The 18,481-nt window shown below is 69.6% G+C and carries 14 protein-coding genes, 1 pseudogene and 6 CRISPR repeat arrays; of the genes and pseudogenes, 12 read left to right on the forward strand and 3 right to left on the reverse strand.

All coding sequences use genetic code 11. From position 1 onward, the window contains the following. Nucleotides 1–85: 85 nt before the first annotated feature. Both ACZ6MA_RS26295 and ACZ6MA_RS26300 read left to right on the forward strand, forming a co-directional pair. Complete coding sequence (locus tag ACZ6MA_RS26295; RefSeq protein WP_469436465.1) at nucleotides 86–1,123, forward strand: AAA family ATPase; 1,038 nt, start codon at nucleotides 86–88, stop codon at nucleotides 1,121–1,123. Beyond that, a complete protein-coding gene (locus tag ACZ6MA_RS26300; RefSeq protein WP_469436466.1) occupies nucleotides 1,120–1,686 on the forward strand; it encodes a phosphotransferase-like protein in 567 nt (188 codons plus the stop codon). The genes ACZ6MA_RS26295 and ACZ6MA_RS26300 overlap by 4 nt, the downstream gene beginning before the upstream one ends. A gap of 7 nt (nucleotides 1,687–1,693) precedes the next feature. Here ACZ6MA_RS26300 and ACZ6MA_RS26305 read toward each other — a convergent pair whose 3' ends face one another. Together ACZ6MA_RS26305 and ACZ6MA_RS26310 are read right to left on the reverse strand one after the other, a co-directional pair. Next, nucleotides 1,694–2,533, reverse strand: a complete 840-nt coding sequence (locus ACZ6MA_RS26305; protein WP_469436468.1) for a DUF1932 domain-containing protein — start codon at nucleotides 2,531–2,533, stop codon at nucleotides 1,694–1,696. Between the two features lie 4 nt (nucleotides 2,534–2,537). After that, entirely contained in the window at nucleotides 2,538–3,269 is a 732-nt protein-coding gene (locus tag ACZ6MA_RS26310) for an HAD family hydrolase (protein WP_469436469.1), read from the reverse strand. Here ACZ6MA_RS26310 and ACZ6MA_RS26315 point away from each other — a divergent pair. Continuing rightward, complete coding sequence (locus tag ACZ6MA_RS26315; RefSeq protein WP_469436470.1) at nucleotides 3,268–3,633, forward strand: hypothetical protein; 366 nt, start codon at nucleotides 3,268–3,270, stop codon at nucleotides 3,631–3,633. The two genes, ACZ6MA_RS26310 and ACZ6MA_RS26315, sit on opposite strands and share 2 nt — an antisense overlap. 20 nt (nucleotides 3,634–3,653) lie before the next feature. Beyond that, a complete protein-coding gene (locus ACZ6MA_RS26320; protein WP_469436472.1) occupies nucleotides 3,654–4,055 on the forward strand; it encodes a helix-turn-helix domain-containing protein in 402 nt (133 codons plus the stop codon). Nucleotides 4,056–5,000: 945 nt separating this feature from the next. Here the strand turns inward: ACZ6MA_RS26320 and ACZ6MA_RS26325 are convergent. Then, nucleotides 5,001–5,513, reverse strand: a complete 513-nt coding sequence (locus tag ACZ6MA_RS26325) for a hypothetical protein (protein WP_469436474.1) — start codon at nucleotides 5,511–5,513, stop codon at nucleotides 5,001–5,003. A gap of 259 nt (nucleotides 5,514–5,772) precedes the next feature. On the opposite strand from ACZ6MA_RS26325, the gene ACZ6MA_RS26330 reads away from it, so the two are divergent. The 8 genes and pseudogenes from ACZ6MA_RS26330 to ACZ6MA_RS26365 form a co-directional block, all read left to right on the forward strand. Further along, nucleotides 5,773–6,660, forward strand: a complete 888-nt coding sequence (locus ACZ6MA_RS26330) for a hypothetical protein (RefSeq protein WP_469436475.1) — start codon at nucleotides 5,773–5,775, stop codon at nucleotides 6,658–6,660. Continuing rightward, a complete protein-coding gene (locus tag ACZ6MA_RS26335; protein ID WP_469436477.1) occupies nucleotides 6,660–6,890 on the forward strand; it encodes a hypothetical protein in 231 nt (76 codons plus the stop codon). Before ACZ6MA_RS26330 ends, ACZ6MA_RS26335 begins: the two co-directional genes overlap by 1 nt. Nucleotides 6,891–7,036: 146 nt before the next feature. Then, nucleotides 7,037–7,675: a CRISPR direct-repeat array (repeat unit 29 nt; unit sequence GTCCGCTCCGCGCAGGCGGAGGTGAGCCG). A gap of 73 nt (nucleotides 7,676–7,748) precedes the next feature. Then, nucleotides 7,749–8,575 (forward strand): IS5 family transposase gene (locus ACZ6MA_RS26340; protein ID WP_469436712.1). Its coding sequence is split into 2 segments (ribosomal slippage): nucleotides 7,749–8,088 and nucleotides 8,088–8,575, totalling 828 coding nucleotides; the frame shifts between segments, so codons are not numbered across the junction. An 8-nt stretch (nucleotides 8,576–8,583) separates the two neighbouring features. Then, nucleotides 8,584–8,907 carry a hypothetical protein gene (locus tag ACZ6MA_RS26345; RefSeq protein WP_469436479.1) on the forward strand — a complete coding sequence of 108 codons (324 nt, stop codon included), beginning with the start codon at nucleotides 8,584–8,586 and terminating at the stop codon, nucleotides 8,905–8,907. Between the two features lie 14 nt (nucleotides 8,908–8,921). After that, nucleotides 8,922–9,622: a CRISPR direct-repeat array (repeat unit 29 nt; unit sequence GTCCGCTCCGCGCAGGCGGAGGTGAGCCG). 2,262 nt (nucleotides 9,623–11,884) lie between these two features. After that, nucleotides 11,885–12,219: a CRISPR direct-repeat array (repeat unit 29 nt; unit sequence GTCCGCTCCGCGCAGGCGGAGGTGAGCCG). 280 nt (nucleotides 12,220–12,499) lie between these two features. Further along, a CRISPR array of direct repeats spans nucleotides 12,500–12,833; the repeat unit is 29 nt. A 313-nt stretch (nucleotides 12,834–13,146) separates the two neighbouring features. Next, nucleotides 13,147–13,422, forward strand: coding sequence for a hypothetical protein (locus ACZ6MA_RS26350; protein WP_466789733.1), 276 nt, complete (start codon nucleotides 13,147–13,149; stop codon nucleotides 13,420–13,422). A 50-nt stretch (nucleotides 13,423–13,472) separates the two neighbouring features. Beyond that, a complete protein-coding gene (locus ACZ6MA_RS26355) occupies nucleotides 13,473–13,664 on the forward strand; it encodes a hypothetical protein (protein ID WP_466789759.1) in 192 nt (63 codons plus the stop codon). Nucleotides 13,665–14,287: 623 nt separating this feature from the next. After that, a CRISPR array of direct repeats spans nucleotides 14,288–15,110; the repeat unit is 29 nt; unit sequence GTCCGCTCCGCGCAGGCGGAGGTGAGCCG. 403 nt (nucleotides 15,111–15,513) lie between these two features. Continuing rightward, nucleotides 15,514–16,017 (forward strand): hypothetical protein, encoded by a 504-nt coding sequence (locus ACZ6MA_RS26360; RefSeq protein WP_469436480.1) that lies wholly within the window; start codon nucleotides 15,514–15,516, stop codon nucleotides 16,015–16,017. A gap of 1,020 nt (nucleotides 16,018–17,037) precedes the next feature. Continuing rightward, nucleotides 17,038–17,432: direct repeats of the CRISPR family, unit length 29 nt; unit sequence GTCCGCTCCGCGCAGGCGGAGGTGAGCCG. 282 nt (nucleotides 17,433–17,714) lie between these two features. Next, nucleotides 17,715–18,251: pseudogene (locus tag ACZ6MA_RS26365) on the forward strand (AAA family ATPase); the annotation flags it as partial. Between the last annotated feature and the right edge of the window lie 230 nt (nucleotides 18,252–18,481).

An 18,481-nucleotide genomic window follows, 5' to 3' on the forward strand; every position in this document is an offset into this window, starting at 1 on the left:
TCGAAGCCCGTACGCACTTCCGTTCACGGGTTTTCAACATCCACGTACACACGGGATTTGGAGCCTGAGCTCTAGGCTCGCGCCCATGACGGTGACGGAGGGGCAGAGGGTGGGGAAGCAGCGAGCAGGGTGGAGGCCGGATCGGCTCCGAGAGCAACGTGAGGCCCACGGCCTGACCCTGGAGAAAGCCGGCGAACGCCTCCGAGCGGTTGCCGAGCAGGCCAAGCTCAAGGGCATCCCCGCCGCGAATCCTCAGACCTTGTGGCAGCACGAACAGGGCGAAGTTTTCCCCGGTCCCCACTACCGGCGGGCCTACTGCCTCCTCTACCGAGCCACCGAACCCGACTTGGGGTTCCGCACTGCCCTGCCTGGTGAGGAGTCCTCCTTCAAGCTCACGCCGCTGGACGACCGCCTCAACGGATCGCACGTTTTGGCTGTTGAGCGCGCCATTCATCGCATTGCACCGGGCTCGGACGAGGCCGACCACTTCGACTTGCAGCAGCGGATCATCGACGCGTGGAAGCGCCGGCACACGGGCGGCGACCCGCACCGCCCCGTACTCATCCTGGTCGGCGGCTTCGCGGGCAGCGGCAAGACCGAGCTCGCCCGCTTCTTCGTTCAGCTCACCGGCTGGCCGCTGCTCGACAAGGACCCGCTCACGCGCCCGCTGGTGGAGCGCCTCCTGGTCGCGCTGGGCGGCGACGCGAACGATCGGCATACCGACCTCTACCGCGAGAAGGTCCGGCCGGTGGAGTACGACTGCCTGATGCAGTCGGCCATGGCCAACATCAAGTGCGGCATCTCCACGGTGCTCACCGCGCCGTTCATTGCCGAGATGACCGACCCGGCCTGGATGCAGCGCCTGACCAACCGAGCGGGTTCGATGGGAGTCGACGCATTCCCCGTGTGGGTGCGCTGCGACGAACAGTCGATGCGCGAGTACATCGGATTCCGCTCCGCGGCCCGGGACGCGTGGAAGCTCCAGCGGTGGGACGAGTACATGGCCACGATCGACCTCGACCTGCGTCCGGCCGTGCCGCACCTGGTCGTCGACAACCGGCTGGGGACCGCGGTGACGCTCGCGGACCAGGCCCGGCAGGCGATGGGGGCGATGTACGCGTGAACCCGAAGGGCGTGATCCTTTACGGCCCGCCGGCGGCGGGCAAGGACACCGTCACCGCCGCGCTCACCCAGTTGCACGCGAAGTACGCGCAGTTCGCCCGGCTCAAGGTCGGGTCCGGCAAGTCGGCCGGCTACCGGATGGGCACCGCGGAACAGCTGCGCGAGCTGGAGGCCGCGGGCGGCGTCGTCTACGCGAACACCAGGTACGGCAACACGTACGTGATCGACCGGCCCGGCGTAGACGCGGCGTTCGCAGCCGGGGTGCCCGTAGTGCACCTTGGGCAGATCGACGGCATCCGCGCGCTGGTCGACGGCTACCCGGCCGACTGGTCGGTGGTGCTGCTGTGGTGCCCGCGCGAGGTGACCGCGCAGCGGTCGGCGGCACGCGGCGACAGCGACACCGAGGCGCGCCTGGCGGCGTGGGACGCAACCCACGAGGACCTGGACCAGCACCCGGGTACGACCTGGGACCTGACCGTCGACACCGCGGCGACGGCCCCGCAGGACGCCGCTCGGCTCATCGACCAGTTTCTGGCGCGGCGGGCGGGGGCGGCGACGGCATGAGCGCGGGCTACGGCTGGGCGAGCCGGTCCAGGGCGTCGGTGAGCGTCAGCTCGCTGTCGTCCTTGACGTCGTTCCACCGTGCCAACGTGGACGCGGCCGCGCGCAGCATCTCCGGGGGGAGGCCGACGGCCGCGAGTGCGTCGGCGGCCTCCCCCAGTTCTGGGCCCCAGCGCCAGGCGCGCGCCGCCGCCTTGGCCACGTACTCCGGCTCCGCGAGGTACGACTCGGTGCGCTTCGAGGCGACCTCGATGAGCTCCTGGTCGACGCCGTGCTCGCGTGCCATCCCGACTGCGAGCGCCACCAGCACCCGGCTCGTCTTCTGGAACGACGCGTATGCCAGCTTCAGCGCGGACGCCTTCCCGACCTCCGTGCCCAGCACTGCCGTCCGGACGGCAGTGCCCGCGAACAGCACCTCGGTGCGCGCAGTCGCGGCGACAGGGCCAGACAGGTACAAGGTCGGCGTCTTACCGCCAACCGGCGGGGAGCCAACAACGCCGCCGTCCACGACGGTCGCGGCGGGTTCGAGCAGTCCGGCGATCCGCTGCGCTCGTTCAGGGGTGATGGCGTTCGCCTCCACGAACACCCCGGCGAAGCGGTGCTCGGCGACATCGCGGGCCAGGTCCTCGGCCGCGGCTGGCGGGCAGAGGCTGATGACGATGTCGCTGCGGTCCAGCAGCGCGGCCAGCGTGGCCATGGGCGTCAGACCGAACTTGGCGGCGCGCTCCACGGATGCGGTGCTGCGCCCTGTCTCGCACCACAGGACCTTGGCTGCGTTGGGCGCGGCGCAGGCGGCGACGGCGGCGCCCATGCTGCCGGGGTGGAGGATGCCGACGGTGGGCTGGTCCACGGTGCTACTCCGAGGTTTCGTTGAGCAGGATGGTGATGGCGTCGGTGACGTCGTCGACCACGTGGTGCGCGGCGGGAAGGTAGTCCGGCCAGGGGCGGCCGCGCAGCCAGATGGTGCGCAGGCTGGCTTGGTCGCCACCGCCGATGTCCCCGACAGGGTTGTCGCCGACCATCCAACCGCCGTCGGCGAGGTCCATTCCGCAACGGGTGGCCGCCAGTTCGAAAAGGCGAAGGTTCGGCTTGCGGATCTCCAGGTCGCCCGAGACTGCGACGCCGTCCACCAGGTCGGCGAGGCCGGTAGCGGCGAGTTTGGCTCGCTGGATGTCGCTGGCCCCATTGGTGACGATGCCGATCGTCCATGCGGCCGCGCGCAGATGAGCCAGGCCCTCGAGGACGGCCGGTCGACAGGTGACGGCGGCGGCCATCCGATCGACATACGCCTGCCAGAGCTGCGCTACGGACTCGTCCAGGCCGAAGACCTCACGCAGTCGGGCAAAGTCTGCGGCGTTGGCCCGGTCGGCGAGCTCGGTGAGCATCCACCGCTCGACTTCGGCGCCGTAGCTGTTTGTACGGCACAGGGCAGCCACAGCAACGTTGAACGCTTCCTGGCGGTCAACGAGCGTGCCGTCCAGGTCAAAGAGCGCGAGTCGGCCGACCACGGTCACGGACCTTACCCGGCCGGCTACGAGCGTGATCAATTGCCTGACCACCCCGTCGGTTCGGGAGAGGAACGCCATGGCCAAGCTGCGTGCTTGCGGAGAGCGCATCACGTTAGACCAGCGGGAGATCCGCTTCCTCTCGGAGATCCCGCATGGGTCGAAATCGCTCGATCTTGTTCTGGAATGCGAACTGCAGTCCGGGCACCAGGGACCGCACCACACCATCGGGGACACCTCACATTCGTTCGGTGCCGGCCGACTGGCCAACGGCGAGGCCGTGACCTGGTGGGTCCGCTGGGACGACCCCAACGGTCGTCGCGATGTGGTGCCGATGGGGAACTGCCAGGAGGAAACGGACCGAGGTCAGGTCATGTCCGAGGTCTGCATCTTGTTCGACAGGCACCCGGGTCACCACTCTTTCGAATGGGCAGCGCAGGGATGACACCCCGTCTGGTCGCCCCCGTGCACGACCCTGCCGACATGCCGTCCGGCGGCGGCAAAGGTTACCTGCATCGTGTATCTTTCATGGTTACAACGATCATGGAGGACTTGGCTATGTCCGACTCGGACCGCTCGCAGCGGGTCGACGCGCTGCTGAACGGCCTGCCCGAGGTTCTGCCGCCTCCGCATGTGCGCGCGAAGCTGCGCCTCGCGGCCGGCCTCACTCAGCAGGACGTGGCAGACGCCGTGGGCGTGAAGAGGGTCGCAGTCACACGCTGGGAATTGGGCCAGACCAGCCCTCGACGCCCGCACCGCGAGAACTACTTGCGTCTCCTCAAGGGCCTCGCGGAACGCTTTCCCGCGGCCGCGGAAGCGGATGAGGACATGACGACGCCGGCCTCTGAATCCAGGGGGTCGGGATGACCTAGTGGCCATCGGCCGCGCGCGCCACGAAGCGGATTTACCACCCGCTGGCCTCGCGCGGCCCGTCTACCGACCGGATTAACCACCCGCGTCGGCTGCTCAGATCCCAGTTTGCGGCTGGTCCTGAGCTGCGGCTTATCAAGCCGCTCGTTTCACCTCGGCCCCTCATCAGGGCCACTTGCACCACCGGCCACTAACCACGGCCACCACAGCCAGATCAGTAACTTGCATCACCCGCAGGGCCCCCACCACAGGGGCCACGCGGTTCAGCAACACCGGGAGGGACGGAGAAATCTCCCCCCACCCGATCGGCGCCCGCCCTCTTCTCACGAAGGGGGCGGTCCCAACCCATCCGCACACCTGGAGGTCGGTCCAGCCCCGAGGGGCTCTGGTCGGTCCAGCTATATGGAAGGTAGGTCGTTCTCATAGTGCACGACAGAGGCGCCCCCTGTCAGCTTGAGCTTGTCCGTTTCATGCCGGTTCGGGCGTGGCGATCGTCCCGTGTGACGGGATCGGCGTACGGTTCCTCCCTCTTTGCGCTGTTCGTACCGGAAGTTGGATTTCCGGTAGGAAGCTACAAGCGCGGTGCTTTCGGAGCGGTCTCGCCGACCCCAGTCGCGACTCCGTCGGCCCGGCTCGTGCACCCGCTCGCGGGCATCGTCTGCAAGTCCGTCGACGGGAGCGTCTTTGGGGGCAGCTTCCCGTGTGGCGGGGTGGACGAACAATCGCGCGTTCTACCTGCTCAGGGAGGTGTCCGCTTTGGCGTGTACACCGGCCCGATGGCGACACAGGCGATGTTCGGATGTTCGGCCCTTGCGGTGTCCACCGCTCCTGCCGGGGCGGTGGACCGGTGAGTGCTGTCGTGGAGCCGATGGCTGCGCCGGCGGGTCTGGTTCGTCGGCAGCGGGTTCGTGTGCCGATGCGTCTGGTCTGGTCGGCGGCTTATCAGGACGTGGCGCTGTCGGTGTACGTGAAGGTGAAGGCGTTGGCATCGCGGCCGGAGGGCTGCCAGGCACGGACGGAGACGATCGGCTCGTACCTGGGGCTGTCGGCGGCGTCGGTGGAGCGGGGAATGACACAACTGCGCCGTCCGGGCCTGGACGGTGTGGTGGAGCTGCGTTCACAGCGCCGGACGCTGCCGGGCGGGACGGGGCAGTCGGCGGTGCGAACGGTGCGGCCGATGGCGCGGGAGGAGGCGTTCGTGTGGCTGCCGGTGGCGGCCGCGGAGGACCTCACGCCCCGGCAGCTTCGGGTGTACGCGCTGGTGGCGTATGCGCAGGCGGGGGCGATCGCGTTGACGGAGGCGGAGCTCGCGTCGTGTCTGCGGCACCACTCGGGCAGGAGGGCCGGCGAGGCGCTGTCGGTGACGGCGGCGTCGGCGGTCGTGGACGAGGTGGAGGCGGCGCGCTGGATGACGGTGCAGCGGCGTGCGGGGGCGCGGGGCCGGAACCTGTACATTGCGCACGACCTCGCTCCGGAGGCCCGTACGGACGGCCCGGCCGACGGCTGCGGCGCTGCTGCGGAGGCTGCTGGAGCGGCTGTGGACACTGCTTCCGAGGGGGCGGGCAGTTCCCAAGTTGGTGAGGGATCGGGTTCCCCGGTTGGTGAGGGGTCCCTCGCGAATAAGGAAGTACCTATGACTGACTCACCTGATGACGGGCGAGTGCTCTTGTCACCCGCCGTAGGCGAGGTACAGGTAGGTAAGGCCGCTGGGCCTGTGGAAAACCCTGCCGGTGGTGAAGCCCCAGCTGTCGCGGGCGACGGTGGTCTCGCGCTTCGCGCGGGTGGACAGACCCAGCTCGCCCCCTCGAAGCCGAAGAACCGCAGCAGCAGCAACGGGGCTACGGCCCAGTCGTACGACGGCCCGCGTCTGGCGATGAACGCGGAGCTCTACGCCGTGCTGGAGCCGGTGCACTTCCTGCTGGAGCAGGTGAACGATTTCGTGGCGCGGAAGGTGGCCCGTGAGGTGGGCTGCCAGCTGCGTGAGGGAACCTCGCCCGAGCGGCTGCAGCACCGGCTGACCGCTCGGCTGGCCAAGGTGATGCTCTCCGACATCCGGGACCCTGGCTGCTGGCTGCTGGGTGTGGCGCTGCCCCGGTGGGGCTGCGGCTTGCAGGACTGCGAGGCCGGGGTGATCTGGCGGACCGGCGCTGCGTGCGAGATCTGCGCGGAGGTCGTCCAGGACAAGACCGCCGCGAGGCAGCGCGAGCAGCGCATCGCCCAGGGCCTGTGCCCCGAGCACGGCACCCGCCCCGGCCCGTCAGGGCGCTGCGGAGCTTGCGAACTGGACGACGCGATGGCCCGGCCGGCCCCGGCCGTGGTGGTGCAGCAGGGGGTGCCGGACGGTCCGCCGCGCGGCTCCTGCGGCGACTGTGGCGTGCGGATCCTGCTGGCCGGCCGGGCCCTCGAGGGCGGCCTTTGCAAGCTGTGCCGCGAGGAAGCCGCCGCCCTGGCCGCCGACCAAGGGCCCGCAGCCTCCGGCGTCACCGAGGCCCCGGTCTGCTCGGGCCCGGACGGGAACGCCTCCTGCGGCCGCGAACCCCTGCCGAGCCGCAGCGTGTGCGCCCGCCACCGGATCCAGGAGCTCGCCGGGGCGGTGGCCTGATGTCCCAGGAACAGCAGCCCAGCGGCGTTGACCTGGCCCGGGTTGCCCTGCGGGCTGCGAAGGAGGTGGCGCGCGTAAACGGCGGCCGCGGGCAGCAGCCGAAGCCCCGCACCGCACGACCGGCCCGTCGCGACGGGCGCGATCCGCTGGGCTTGGGCGATGTGCTCGGGACGCTGGTGGCCGAGCAGGCCGAGCGCGAGCGCAGGTGTTCTCCGCGCGAGCGGAGGTGAGCTGGCCACCCTCAGGCGAGGTGAGCCAGCCGGCAAGCGCTCCAGATCCTCCAGGCCTGGTCTCCGCGTGCGATTGAATGGGCGCAGCACCCAGTTCTTTGAATCACGAATAGGCAAAGCCCCCACAACACCCCAGGTCGCGAAGGGTCCGCTCCGCGCAGGCGGAGGTGAGCCGCTTGTCGTTGGCGTTCTTGTTCCTCCGCTTCGTCCGCTCCGCGCAGGCGGAGGTGAGCCATTTATGACACGCCAGAGATGGTAGATGTGACGGTCCGCTCCGCGCAGGCGGAGGTGAGCCGGATTTTCTTCGGATGCGCTTGCAGCCTGAAACGTCCGCTCCGCGCAGGCGGAGGTGAGCCGCTTGCGCCTTTCTACAGGTGGAAGCTCATACGGTCCGCTCCGCGCAGGCGGAGGTGAGCCGCAGGCGCCACCGGTTCGGGAAAGACGATTTCTGTCCGCTCCGCGCAGGCGGAGGTGAGCCGGTGCTGGAGATCGGGACGGGCACCGGCTACAAGTCCGCTCCGCGCAGGCGGAGGTGAGCCGCCATTCCGTCATTTCGTGCGGAAGCATCCGGTGTCCGCTCCGCGCAGGCGGAGGTGAGCCGCTACCTGCCGGTTCAGCTCAACTTGACCCATCGTCCGCTCCGCGCAGGCGGAGGTGAGCCATGACGTAACGGATTGGGAAGCTATGACATGGCGTCCGCTCCGCGCAGGCGGAGGTGAGCCGGCAATGGCCAAGTACTCGTTGCTGGAGGTCACGTCCGCTCCGCGCAGGCGGAGGTGAGCCGGTTTCTATCGGAACGTCAGACAGGATCTTAGAGGTCATCTCATTTGGCTGGGTAGGCTGTTCGCCGTGGTGGGGATTGTTGAGCGGCTGGTGCCCGACGAATTATGGGAGTTGTTCCAGCGGGTGGTGCCGGAGGCGCCGTCGCGGCCGCAGGGTGGTGGCCGACGTCGGCACGGCGATCGGGAGGTTCTGGCGGCGATTGTGTTCGTAGCGACGTCGGGCTGCACGTGGCAGCAGCTGCCCGCGGCGTCGTTCGGGCCGTCCGGGGCGACGGCCCACTGCCGGTTCACCGAGTGGACGAAGGCCAGGGTGTGGGCGAAGCTCCACCGCCTGGTCCTCGACGAACTCGGTGCCCGCGGCGGCCTGGACTGGTCCCGCTGCGCGATCGACTCGGTGAACATGCGGGCGATGAAAAGGGGGACCTGACAGGCCCGAATCCTGTCGACCGGGGTAAGTACGGGTCGAAGATCCACCTGATCACCGAGCGGACCGGTCTGCCCATCTCCGTCGGAATCTCCGGCGCCAACCTCCACGACAGCCAGGCCCTGATCCCGCTGGTGAAGGGCGTACCCCCGATCCGCTCCCGCTGCGGCCGACGCCGACGCAAGCCCGGCAAGCTCCACGCCGACAAAGGCTACGACTACCGCCACCTGCGGCAATGGCTCGCACAGCGAGGCATCCGGCACCGCATCGCCCGCAAGGGCGTCGAGACCTCACAGCGGCTCGGACGACAGCGCTGGACCATCGAACGGACCATGGCCTGGCTCGCCGGCTGCCGTCGACTCCACCGCCGCTACGAACGCAAGGCCGAGCACTTCCTCGCCTTCACCAGCCTCGCCTGCACCCTCATCTGCTACCGCAGACTCAAGACGACTCCATGCGCTGTGAAAGCTGCGCCATGATGATCAGCGTGAGCAAAGAGACTGCGCTTGAGGCCGTAGCACGCCTGTACCAAGAGTTCATGAAATTGCCCTTTCCTCCCAGATTGGCAGGCGCGGACCGGGCCGGCTTCGACCTCGTGATGCTGGACTCGGACACCGCAGGCTGGGTTTTTGTCTGGATCAAGAACGGCGGCGAGCTCGAAGCGCGAGGTCGAAGCGGTCTGCTTCGATGCATCGCCCGCCTGGACCAGGTCATACCTGTACTCAGTGAAGCGGACCACCCTGAGTACTGGCACCGCCTGCACGAGATGGCTCGCCTTGTCGCGGATTCCCTGCAGACAGCCACCAAATGAGATGACCTCTTAGTGTCCGCTCCGCGCAGGCGGAGGTGAGCCGTGCGGTGGCCTGACGGGGACGTTCCCACCGACGTCCGCTCCGCGCAGGCGGAGGTGAGCCGTCTTCGGGCTGCAACCCCTTTGTCTCCGCTACGTCCGCTCCGCGCAGGCGGAGGTGAGCCGCCGACCCAGTCCTCCCCGAGCCGTGCCACGAGGTCCGCTCCGCGCAGGCGGAGGTGAGCCGGGGATGTCCCGCCTGATGGGCGGCACAGGGCCGTCCGCTCCGCGCAGGCGGAGGTGAGCCGGAGAAGGGGTGCGAGATCTGCCGGGGGCGGGGGTCCGCTCCGCGCAGGCGGAGGTGAGCCGCGAAATGTTCCGATCTGACTCAGCCTTACTTGGTCCGCTCCGCGCAGGCGGAGGTGAGCCGGTGCACTAGAAGCTGATGAGAAGTACGTGACAGTCCGCTCCGCGCAGGCGGAGGTGAGCCGCGGTGGACGCGATGCGCCCGGCGGTCGGCGCCGTCCGCTCCGCGCAGGCGGAGGTGAGCCGCTCCCGCTACTAATAAACCGTCGAATGTGAGGGTCCGCTCCGCGCAGGCGGAGGTGAGCCGGCCCGCGACGCGATGGTCCGTCCGATCCTGTCGTGCTCTCCGCACGAGCGGAGGTGAGCCGTTCCAGAGGTCGGGGACGAAGCGGTAGCGCCAGTGCTCTCCGCGCGAGCGGAGGTGGGCCGAGGCTGGCCACAGCCGCGCCGAGCCAGACGGAGGGGAACGGGCGGCCTGGCCTCCGGCGAGGGGGACGCCAGGACGCTTGCCCAGTCCTCGTCCTGCCAGCGCTCCTGCTCCAGAACTACTGAACAGCCGCCACAAGGCCGTCCATCAGATTCAATGGGCACAGAAACCCGTTCCTTAAAGTCACGAATTAGCAAAGCCCCTCAAACACCCCAGGTCGCGAAGGGTCCGCTCCGCGCAGGTGGAGGTGAGCCGGGGTCTGGGTGCCCGTCTCCCGGCCTCACGGGGTCCGCTCCGCGCAGGTGGAGGTGAGCCGAAGGCGGCCGCCGAGAAGAGGGCCTGTCAGCGGTCCGCTCCGCGCAGGTGGAGGTGAGCCGCATGAGCACGCTGGAGGGCGGGGATGAGGCGCGTCCGCTCCGCGCAGGTGGAGGTGAGCCGGGGTCTGCGCGCCCCTCTCCCGGCCTCATGGGGTCCGCTCCGCGCAGGTGGAGGTGAGCCTTCGTCATTATCTGTCAGGTCTTTCCGTCTTCTGTCCGCTCCGCGCAGGTGGAGGTGAGCCGTCCGCGTTCAAAGAGGGCGACTACGTCCTGTAGTCCGCTCCGCGCAGGCGGAGGTGAGCCGGTCTTCTCCGCGAGGCCGCGCAGGCTGAATCCGTCCGCTCCGCGCAGGCGGAGGTGAGCCGGAGGTGAGCAGCATGAGTGTTCACGTCTCGCCGTCCGCTCCGCGCAGGCGGAGGTGAGGCGTTCTTCGAGCTGAGCATCGACGAGATGGCCCAGTGCTCTCCGCGCAGGCGGAGGTGAGCCCGCCTACGCGGGCCCGTACACGTCGCTGGGTCAGTGCTCTCCGCGCGAGCGGAGGTGAGCCGGTCGGCGACACGTGGTGGTCGGTCGAGGCCCAGTGCTCTCCGGGCGAGCAGAGTGAGCCGGAGCCCGCCCGCCCCCGGATGCGGTCGTGGTTGTGCTCTCCGCGCGAGCGGAGTGAGCCGGAGGTGCGGAGCAGGGCAGCGGTGCCGGCCCAGTCCGCTCCGCGCAGGCGGAGGTGAGCCGGCCACCCTCAGGCGAGGTGAGCCCAGTCGGCAAGCGCTCTGACCAGATGCTCCAGGCCTGGTCTCCGCGTGCGATCGAATGGGCGCAGCGCCCAGTTCTTTGAATCACGAATAGGCAAAGCCCTTCCAACATCCCAGGTCGCGAAGGGTCCGCTCCGCGCAGGCGGAGGTGAGCCGGCAAGCCCCGGACCGGCCACCATAGACCACCGGTCCGCTCCGCGCAGGCGGAGGTGAGCCACCCCTGGTCAGGGGGGCATCTGCTCCATGTGTGTCCGCTCCGCGCAGGCGGAGGTGAGCCGGCGTGCTTCCACCAGCGTCCCGGCCGCCGTCGGTCCGCTCCGCGCAGGCGGAGGTGAGCCGGCCCGCGACGCGATGGTCCGTCCGATCCTGTCGTGCTCTTCGCGCGAGCGGAGGTGGGCCGAGGCTGGCCACAGCCGCGCCGAGCCAAACGGAGGGGACCGGGCGGCCTGGCCTCCGACGAGGGGGACGCCAGGACGCTTGCCCAGTTCTCGTTTTGCCAGCGCTCCTGCTCCGGAACGACTGAACCGCCGCCACAAGGCCGTCAATCAGGTTCAATGGGCACAGAAGCCCGTTCCTTGAAGTCACGCATTGGCAAGGCCCCCACAACGCCCCAGGTTGCGAAGGGGCCGCTCCGCCCAGGCGGAGGTGAGCCGCGCCGCGGATGGACCAGAAGTACGAACCCGTGTCCGCTCCGCGCAGGCGGAGGTGAGCCGGCTCTCGCCGAACTCTCCCCCGTTGAAGACCTGTCCGCTCCGCGCAAGCGGAGGTGAGCCGGGCGGGAACGTCTACGCGAACGGCGGCATCGTGTGCTCTCCGCGCGAGCGGAGGTGAGCCGCCCGTCTCGTACCGAATCACCGGGCTCGGGGGGTGCTCTCCGCGCGAGCGGAGGTGAGCCGCCGGACGGCAAGGGGCGCACCCCCGTCTACGTGTGCTCTTCGCGCGGGCGGAGGTGAGCCGGGGGCCGCAGCTCAAGGGAAACCCGCAGGAAGCCTCTTCACGCCAACGGAGGGGAACGGGCGGCCTGGCCTCCGGCGAGGGGGATGCCAGGACGCTAGCCCAGTCCTCGCCTTGCCAGAGCTCCCGGTCCGGAACCACTGAACAGCCGCCATGAGGCAAGCGATCAGATTCAATGGACGCAGAAGCCCGTTCCTTGAAGTCACGAATTAGCAAAGCCCCCACAACGCCCCAGGTCGCGAAGGGTCCGCTCCGCGCAGGCGGAGGTGAGCCGCCAGGCGACGAGTGCCGCTTCCGCATCCGGCCGTCCGCTCCGCGCAGGCGGAGGTGAGCCGCTGTATCGAGCTGGTCTCTCAGCGCGGCTGGAGTCCGCTCCGCGCAGGCGGAGGTGAGCCGAACAGGTAGCCACGGTCGTCCCGGCTGGCGGGGTCCGCTCCGCGCAGGCGGAGGTGAGCCGCAGTTCGGTACACAGGTTCTTACTAAGCTGACGTCCGCTCCGCGCAGGCGGAGGTGAGCCGAAGGTCATCGGCGGTGATGTCGAGGTCACGATGTGCTCTCCGCTCAGGCGGAGGTGAGCCGGCCCGCGACGCGATGGTCCGTCCGATCCTGTCGTGCTCTCCGCGCAGGCTGGGTAAGCCGTTTCGGACCGCCAGGGCATGCGCAGAGCGCAGGGGTGCCGTCGGCCTCGTCTGCGAAAGTGGTTGCCAGGAAATGACCGTCAGGCTGACGTCTGGCCAGCGCTCCTGCTCCGGAACTGCTGAACAGCCGCCAAGGGGTCGTCGATCAGATTCAATGGGCACAGAGCCAGGTGCCGTGAATCACGAATTAGCAAAGCCCCCACAACACCCCAGGTCGCGAAGGTGCTCTCCGCGCGAGCGGAGGTGAGCCGGCAACTATGTCGTCGACCGAATCGACCTCCTGGTGCTCTCCGCGCGAGCGGAGGTGAGCCGGCCGACCGGGAGACCCGCCTGATGCACACCGTGTGCTCTCCGCGCGAGCGGAGGTGAGCCGATTCACTCGGTCGACGGCTCCGGCAAGGTGACGTGCTCTCCGCGCGAGCGGAGGTGAGCCGGGGTGCAGATCTCGCAGGGGGCGGGGGTGCGAGTGCTCTCCGCGCGAGCGGAGGTGAGCCGCACCGTGCTGCCCTGCTTCATCACGGCGTCGGGTGCTCTCCGCGCGGGCGGAGGTGAGCCGAGAGCCGGAAGAGCTGTTCGGCGAGGGCCGCCAGGCGCTCGAGAACAGCGCGAGCGGGGCGGCCTGCACGGGGAGGGCGTCGTCGGTCGACGCCAGCCGCGCCTGGACCTTGCGGCGTCTGGCGGCCGAGGGGGGGTCTGGCGCCCTGGGGTGCCGTAGCGGTGCCGCTCGGACGGACGGCGTGGGTACCCTTCCGCCCACTGCGGAGCGGACTACACCGGCCTGGCACCTCATGGGACCGTCGTTGCCGAAGCGCCCCGCGGGCTCGCGTGGCGGGCGTAGCGTACGAGACTGGAAGAAGGAGGCCACCACTGTGGACGCCACCCTCAAGACCGTCATCGGGGGCGAGCTCGTCGAGCTGCCCGGCACCATTGCGGCTATCCGCGCCACTATGGCCGCCGACCAGGCCAGGGAGTTCGACCGTGAGATCGAGCATGTTCCTGCGGCTGAGCTGCCTGCCGCTCTGGTCCGCTGGGCATTGGCCGGCACCGGCGCCGATGAGGAAGATGACCGTCTTTTCGAGCGCCTTGCCCGCGGCGAGAACATCGGCGCCGTTCCGGCTGATACCCGCGACTCGGAGGTGGCGTGAGCCATTACCGCATCCAGTACGCGCCGCCGGCCGATCAGGCTCGCAATGCGATGCCACAGCCCCTGCGGGTCAGCTTCGACGCCGGAATGCGGCGTTTAGCCAGCGGCCCGTACGGCTATGGCTCCGCCCCGGTCAAGGATGACGCTGACCGGCGCGAAGCAACCGTCAGCGGGGTTGTTGTCCGCTATTACATCAGTGCTGCCGTTCTGACCGTCACGGTCGTCCGCATCGTCTATGTCTGACCCCAGGTGGATTCCCCGTGCCAGGCGGGCGCACCGCTGCGGCCAGCCGGGCTGATCGGCTGCTGCACTGCATCCGTACGTGCGGCACCCAGATCACCGGAGCGGGTACCTGGCCACGTCCCAAAGTTTTCCCGACCGGGCCGTGACCGCGGTCTTCGGTGAGGCGTGCTGGGGCCCCGGCCGAGCCGGCGGTGGCGAGCTGGGCGCTCGTCGTCCTCTTGGCGATGTGCAGCGGCCTGGCATGTGGCCGGGCGATAAGGGGAACGTCGCGATGTCCTCGACAGCGCGGCGTGCTCTCCGCGCAAGCGGAGGTGAGCCGCCCAGGTTGTCCTTCTCGCTCGCTGCCGATGGGTGCTCTTCGCGCGGGCGGAGGTGAGCCCGGGGGCCGCAGCTCAAGGGAAACTCGCAGGAATCCTCTTCACGCCAACGGAGGGGAACGGGCGGCCTGGCCTCCGGCGAGGGGGACGCCAGGACGCTTGCCCAGTCCTCGCCTTGCCAGCGCTCCCGGTCCGGAACTACTGAACAGCCGCCACAAGGCCGTCGATCAGATTCAATGGGCACAGAAGCCCGTTCCTCGAAGTCACGAATTAGCAAAGCCCCTCAAACATCCCAGGTCGCGAAGGGTCCGCTCCGCGCAGGCGGAGGTGAGCCGTACCCGGCTGGCGCCGAGCCGCCCCGCAAGGAGTCCGCTCCGCGCAGGCGGAGGTGAGCCTCTGAAACGCCGCATACTCTTGTGGCTGGTGCAGTCCGCTCCGCGCAGGCGGAGGTGAGCCGTGATGTATCAGTCTTCTGACGAGTCTTCCGCCGTCCGCTCCGCGCAGGCGGAGGTGAGCCGTCGGTGATGGCCATGGCCCTCCCCTCCTCGGGGTCCGCTCCGCGCAGGCGGAGGTGAGCCGTTGTAGTGGCCGCGTTCGCGGACCGTCAGGTTGTCCGCTCCGCGCAGGCGGAGGTGAGCCGGGCGGGCCACCGCTTCACGCTCCAGCGTCTGAGTCCGCTCCGCGCAGGCGGAGGTGAGCCGGGCGGGCCACCGCTTCACGCTCCAGCGTCTGAGTCCGCTCCGCGCAGGCGGAGGTGAGCCGGCCGTCTACCTGCTGAGAACCCCGCTCATCACGTCCGCTCCGCGCAGGCGGAGGTGAGCCGCAACCTGACGGGCAACCTGAGCGGCAACCTGAGTCCGCTCCGCGCAGGCGGAGGTGAGCCGGCGATTGGCGTCCATGAGGAACTGCACCAGGAGTCCGCTCCGCGCAGGCGGAGGTGAGCCGTCGGCGGTCAGGATGGCGACAAGGCCCTGGTCGTCCGCTCCGCGCAGGCAGAGGTGAGCCGACCGACGACGGCGTGGTCCCGGCCGCCGGGGAGTCCGCTCCGCGCAGGCGGAGGTGAGCCGACCGACGACGGCGTGGTCCCGGCCGCCGGGGAGTCCGCTCCGCGCAGGCGGAGGTGAGCCGGATCCTTCCTTCCTCATCCATCACCACAGCGGTGACGCCAGGCAGCCACAGAGATGATCACTACCGAGCGCGGCGCGAAGACGCTGAATGAACTCCGGAATGGCCATGAAACCCAGCGTAGAGAGAACGCCACGAGGACGGGCGACGACGCCCAGATTCGCCCGACCTCGGCCGCACCCTCTTCCACGCCCACTGCCACAGCCCCACCAGCGGCGACAGCCTCCTCACCGGCTACACCGATCTCCAGCCGGTACCCCACCAGCTCACTGCCTGGACCGGCGCAGCAGGCATCCACATCGCCGCATGGCGCCACCCCCCCACCGCCGGCGCCAAGGCGTGCCCGCCCTCGAACAAGCACGGCACTGGGCTGACGGTGCTGGCGTCCAGTGGGGCATCCTGGTGCGATGAATGATGTCGAGGCGATGTGGCAGTCGTGGTTGTCCGGACTGACATCGTCGAAGCGAGCGGCGGCAGAATCGCTTCGGAGGCAGTACGAGGCCCTTGGTGTGGCCGACGCGCTGGAATGGGTGCGGTCTGAGATCGATGAGAACCAGCCGCAGCTGGCACGGTTTGTGCTGCTCCGCTCGTTGTGGCGAGACGCGATCGATGGCTGGGCCGCCCCAGGGGCTCTGGAACAGGTGGCCGCGGCCCAGCGCCTGTTGGACGCGGGGGCAGACCGGGACGACTTGGTGCTGCTGGCTCGGGCCATCGCCTACGAAGCGGTGTTCGCCGCGGTGGACGAACTCGACTGCGGCGGGGACGTGAACCTCTCTGGGGTCGATGTCGGCTGGGCGGTCATGGAGTCTGGCGAGGACGGATGCTCCACCGGCCGGCCCCTCTCAGGTCTTCACGAAGACCTCTTGACGATGGACCCGAGTGGGCGCGACGGTGCGGATATGTGGCGTTAGGCCACCGGGCAAGGCTGGGTGATAACACGCGTGCGGATCCTCATCGTGCTCTCCGCGCAGGCGGAGGTGAGCCGGCCGTGTGCGAGGAGATGTTCGCCGACATCGCGCGCTCTCCGCGCAGGCGGGGGTGAGCTGGCCACCCTCATGCGAGGTGAGCCAGTCGGCAAGCGCTCTGACCAGATGCTCCAGGCCTGGTCTCCGCGTGCGATTGAATGGGCGCAGCGCCCAGTTCTTTGAATCACGAATAGGCAAAGCCCTTCCAACATCCCAGGTCGCGAAGGGTCCGCTCCGCACAGGCGGAGGTGAGCCGGCTCTCGTCCAGTGCCGCCGGGCCGCGTACAGTCCGCTCCGCACAGGCGGAGGTGAGCCGGCACCGGGACCGTGCCCCCTGGCCTGGGGAAGGTCCGCTCCGCACAGGCGGAGGTGAGCCGAGCGCGTAGGGCACGTCGTGCAGGGAGACAGCGTCCGCTCCGCGCAGGCGGAGGTGAGCCGTGCCCCGACAGACCGATTAGGCCCGGTCCATCGTCCGCTCCGCGCAGGCGGAGGTGAGCCGAAGAGCCGCCGCACCCTCGTCCTGACGTCGGAGTCCGCTCCGCGCAGGCGGAGGTGAGCCGGCATCCGGGCGCACCAGCAGCAGACCCACCTTGTGGTCTCCGCGCAGGCGGAGGTGAGCCGCTCTACAGCCCTGGGGTAGTGCTCGCCAACGCGTCCGCTCCGCGCAGGCGGAGGTGAGCCGAAGGGGGCGACGACGGAGGACCGCGCTCGGCTGTGCTCTCCGCGCGAGCGGAGGTGGGCCGAGGCTGGCCACAGCCGCGCCGAGCCAAACGGAGGGGACCGGGCGGCCTGGCCTCCGACGAGGGGGACGCCAGGACGCTTGCCCAGTCCTCGTCCTGCCAGCGCTCCCGGTCCGGAACTGCTGAACAGCCGTCAAGGGGTCGTCGATCAGATTCAATGGGCACAGAGCCACGTTCCTTGAATCACGAATAGGCAAAGCCCCTCAAACTCCCCAGGTCGCGAAGGGTCCGCTCCGCGCAGGCGGAGGTGAGCCGCCCTCCGTCCTGCTCGGGCAGCGCCAGACCCTGTCCGCTCCGCGCAGGCGGAGGTGAGCCGCTGGCGGTGCGCCGCTTCGCCCGGCAGGTCCGGTCCGCTCCGCGCAGGCGGAGGTGAGCCGATCAGCCTGGACCTGACGTTGGCCCGGGGGCAGTCCGCTCCGCGCAGGCGGAGGTGAGCCGAACCGCCGAAATGCTGACCGAGACTAGGCGGAGTCCGCTCCGCGCAGGCGGAGGTGAGCCGTTGGTGTCCCCGCCATAGTGCACGACCTTGTGGTCCGCTCCGCGCAGGCGGAGGTGAGCCGGCGATGGATGAGGCGCTCGGCTTCGGCACGACGTCCGCTCCGCGCAGGCGGAGGTGAGCCGAAGGAGTTCACCCGCGCCGCGCTGATGGCCGCCGTCGCCAACGCGCTGCCGTACGGATTCGGCAGCGCCGACCTCACCGACCTCCAGCACCTGGTCGACGACGTCCTGCGCGTCGAGGGGTACGCCGTGGCGCTGCCGCACGTCGGCTCCAAGGTGATGAGCAGCACCGACCGGTACACCACCCGCGACATCCTCGATGCCGAGGAACTCGTCATCGAGCAGGCCCAGGCGCGCGTCCACGAGGGTGCGGTCCAGCTGACCGCAGAGCAGGCCGCAGCCGCCATGTCCGTCTTCGAGGTCGCCAACGGCTTCGCGCTGTCCGACGAACAGCGCGCCGCGATTGAGAGGACGCTGACCGCCGGGCTCGGCATCGACGCGCACGTCGGTGCGGCCGGCACCGGCAAGTCGACGTTGATGGAGGCGTGCCGGATCGCGTGGGACGCCACCGGCCACACCTACGCCGGCGCCACCGTGAGCGCGGTCGCCGCCAAGAGTCTGGACGACGCGTCCGGCATCCCGGCCCGCTCGATCGCCTCCTGGCTGCAGCAGATCCGCGACGGCAACGGACTCACGGGCATCGACGTCCTGGTCGTCGACGAGGCCACCATGTCCAACGACCGGCAGGCCGCCGCCCTCTTCGCCGAGGCCGCCCGCACCGGCACGAAGATCGTGGCGATCGGCGACCCGAAGCAGCTCCAGGCGATCGGCCCGGGCGGCTGGTTCAAGGAGGTCCACCGCATCGTCAACGGTCTGGTGCTCACCGAGAACCGGCGCCAGCGCAACGACGCCGAGCGCGCCGCCCTGGAGGTGTGGCGCACCGGCGACCACGAGCAGGCCCTGCGCATCCTCGCCGACACCGGCCGCGTCCACGCCACCGAGAGCGCCATCGAGGCCCACGAGCAGATCCTCACCACCTGGGACGAGGCCCGCGGACGCTGGGCGAACCCGCACGACTTGATCGACTCCCTGACCGTGCTGGCCGCCCGCAACAGCGACGTCGAGCTTCTCAACCTCGGCGCGCAGCAGATCCGCCGGCAGCGCGGCGAACT

It is taken from the genome of Streptomyces sp. NPDC042259 (genome assembly GCF_055582085.1).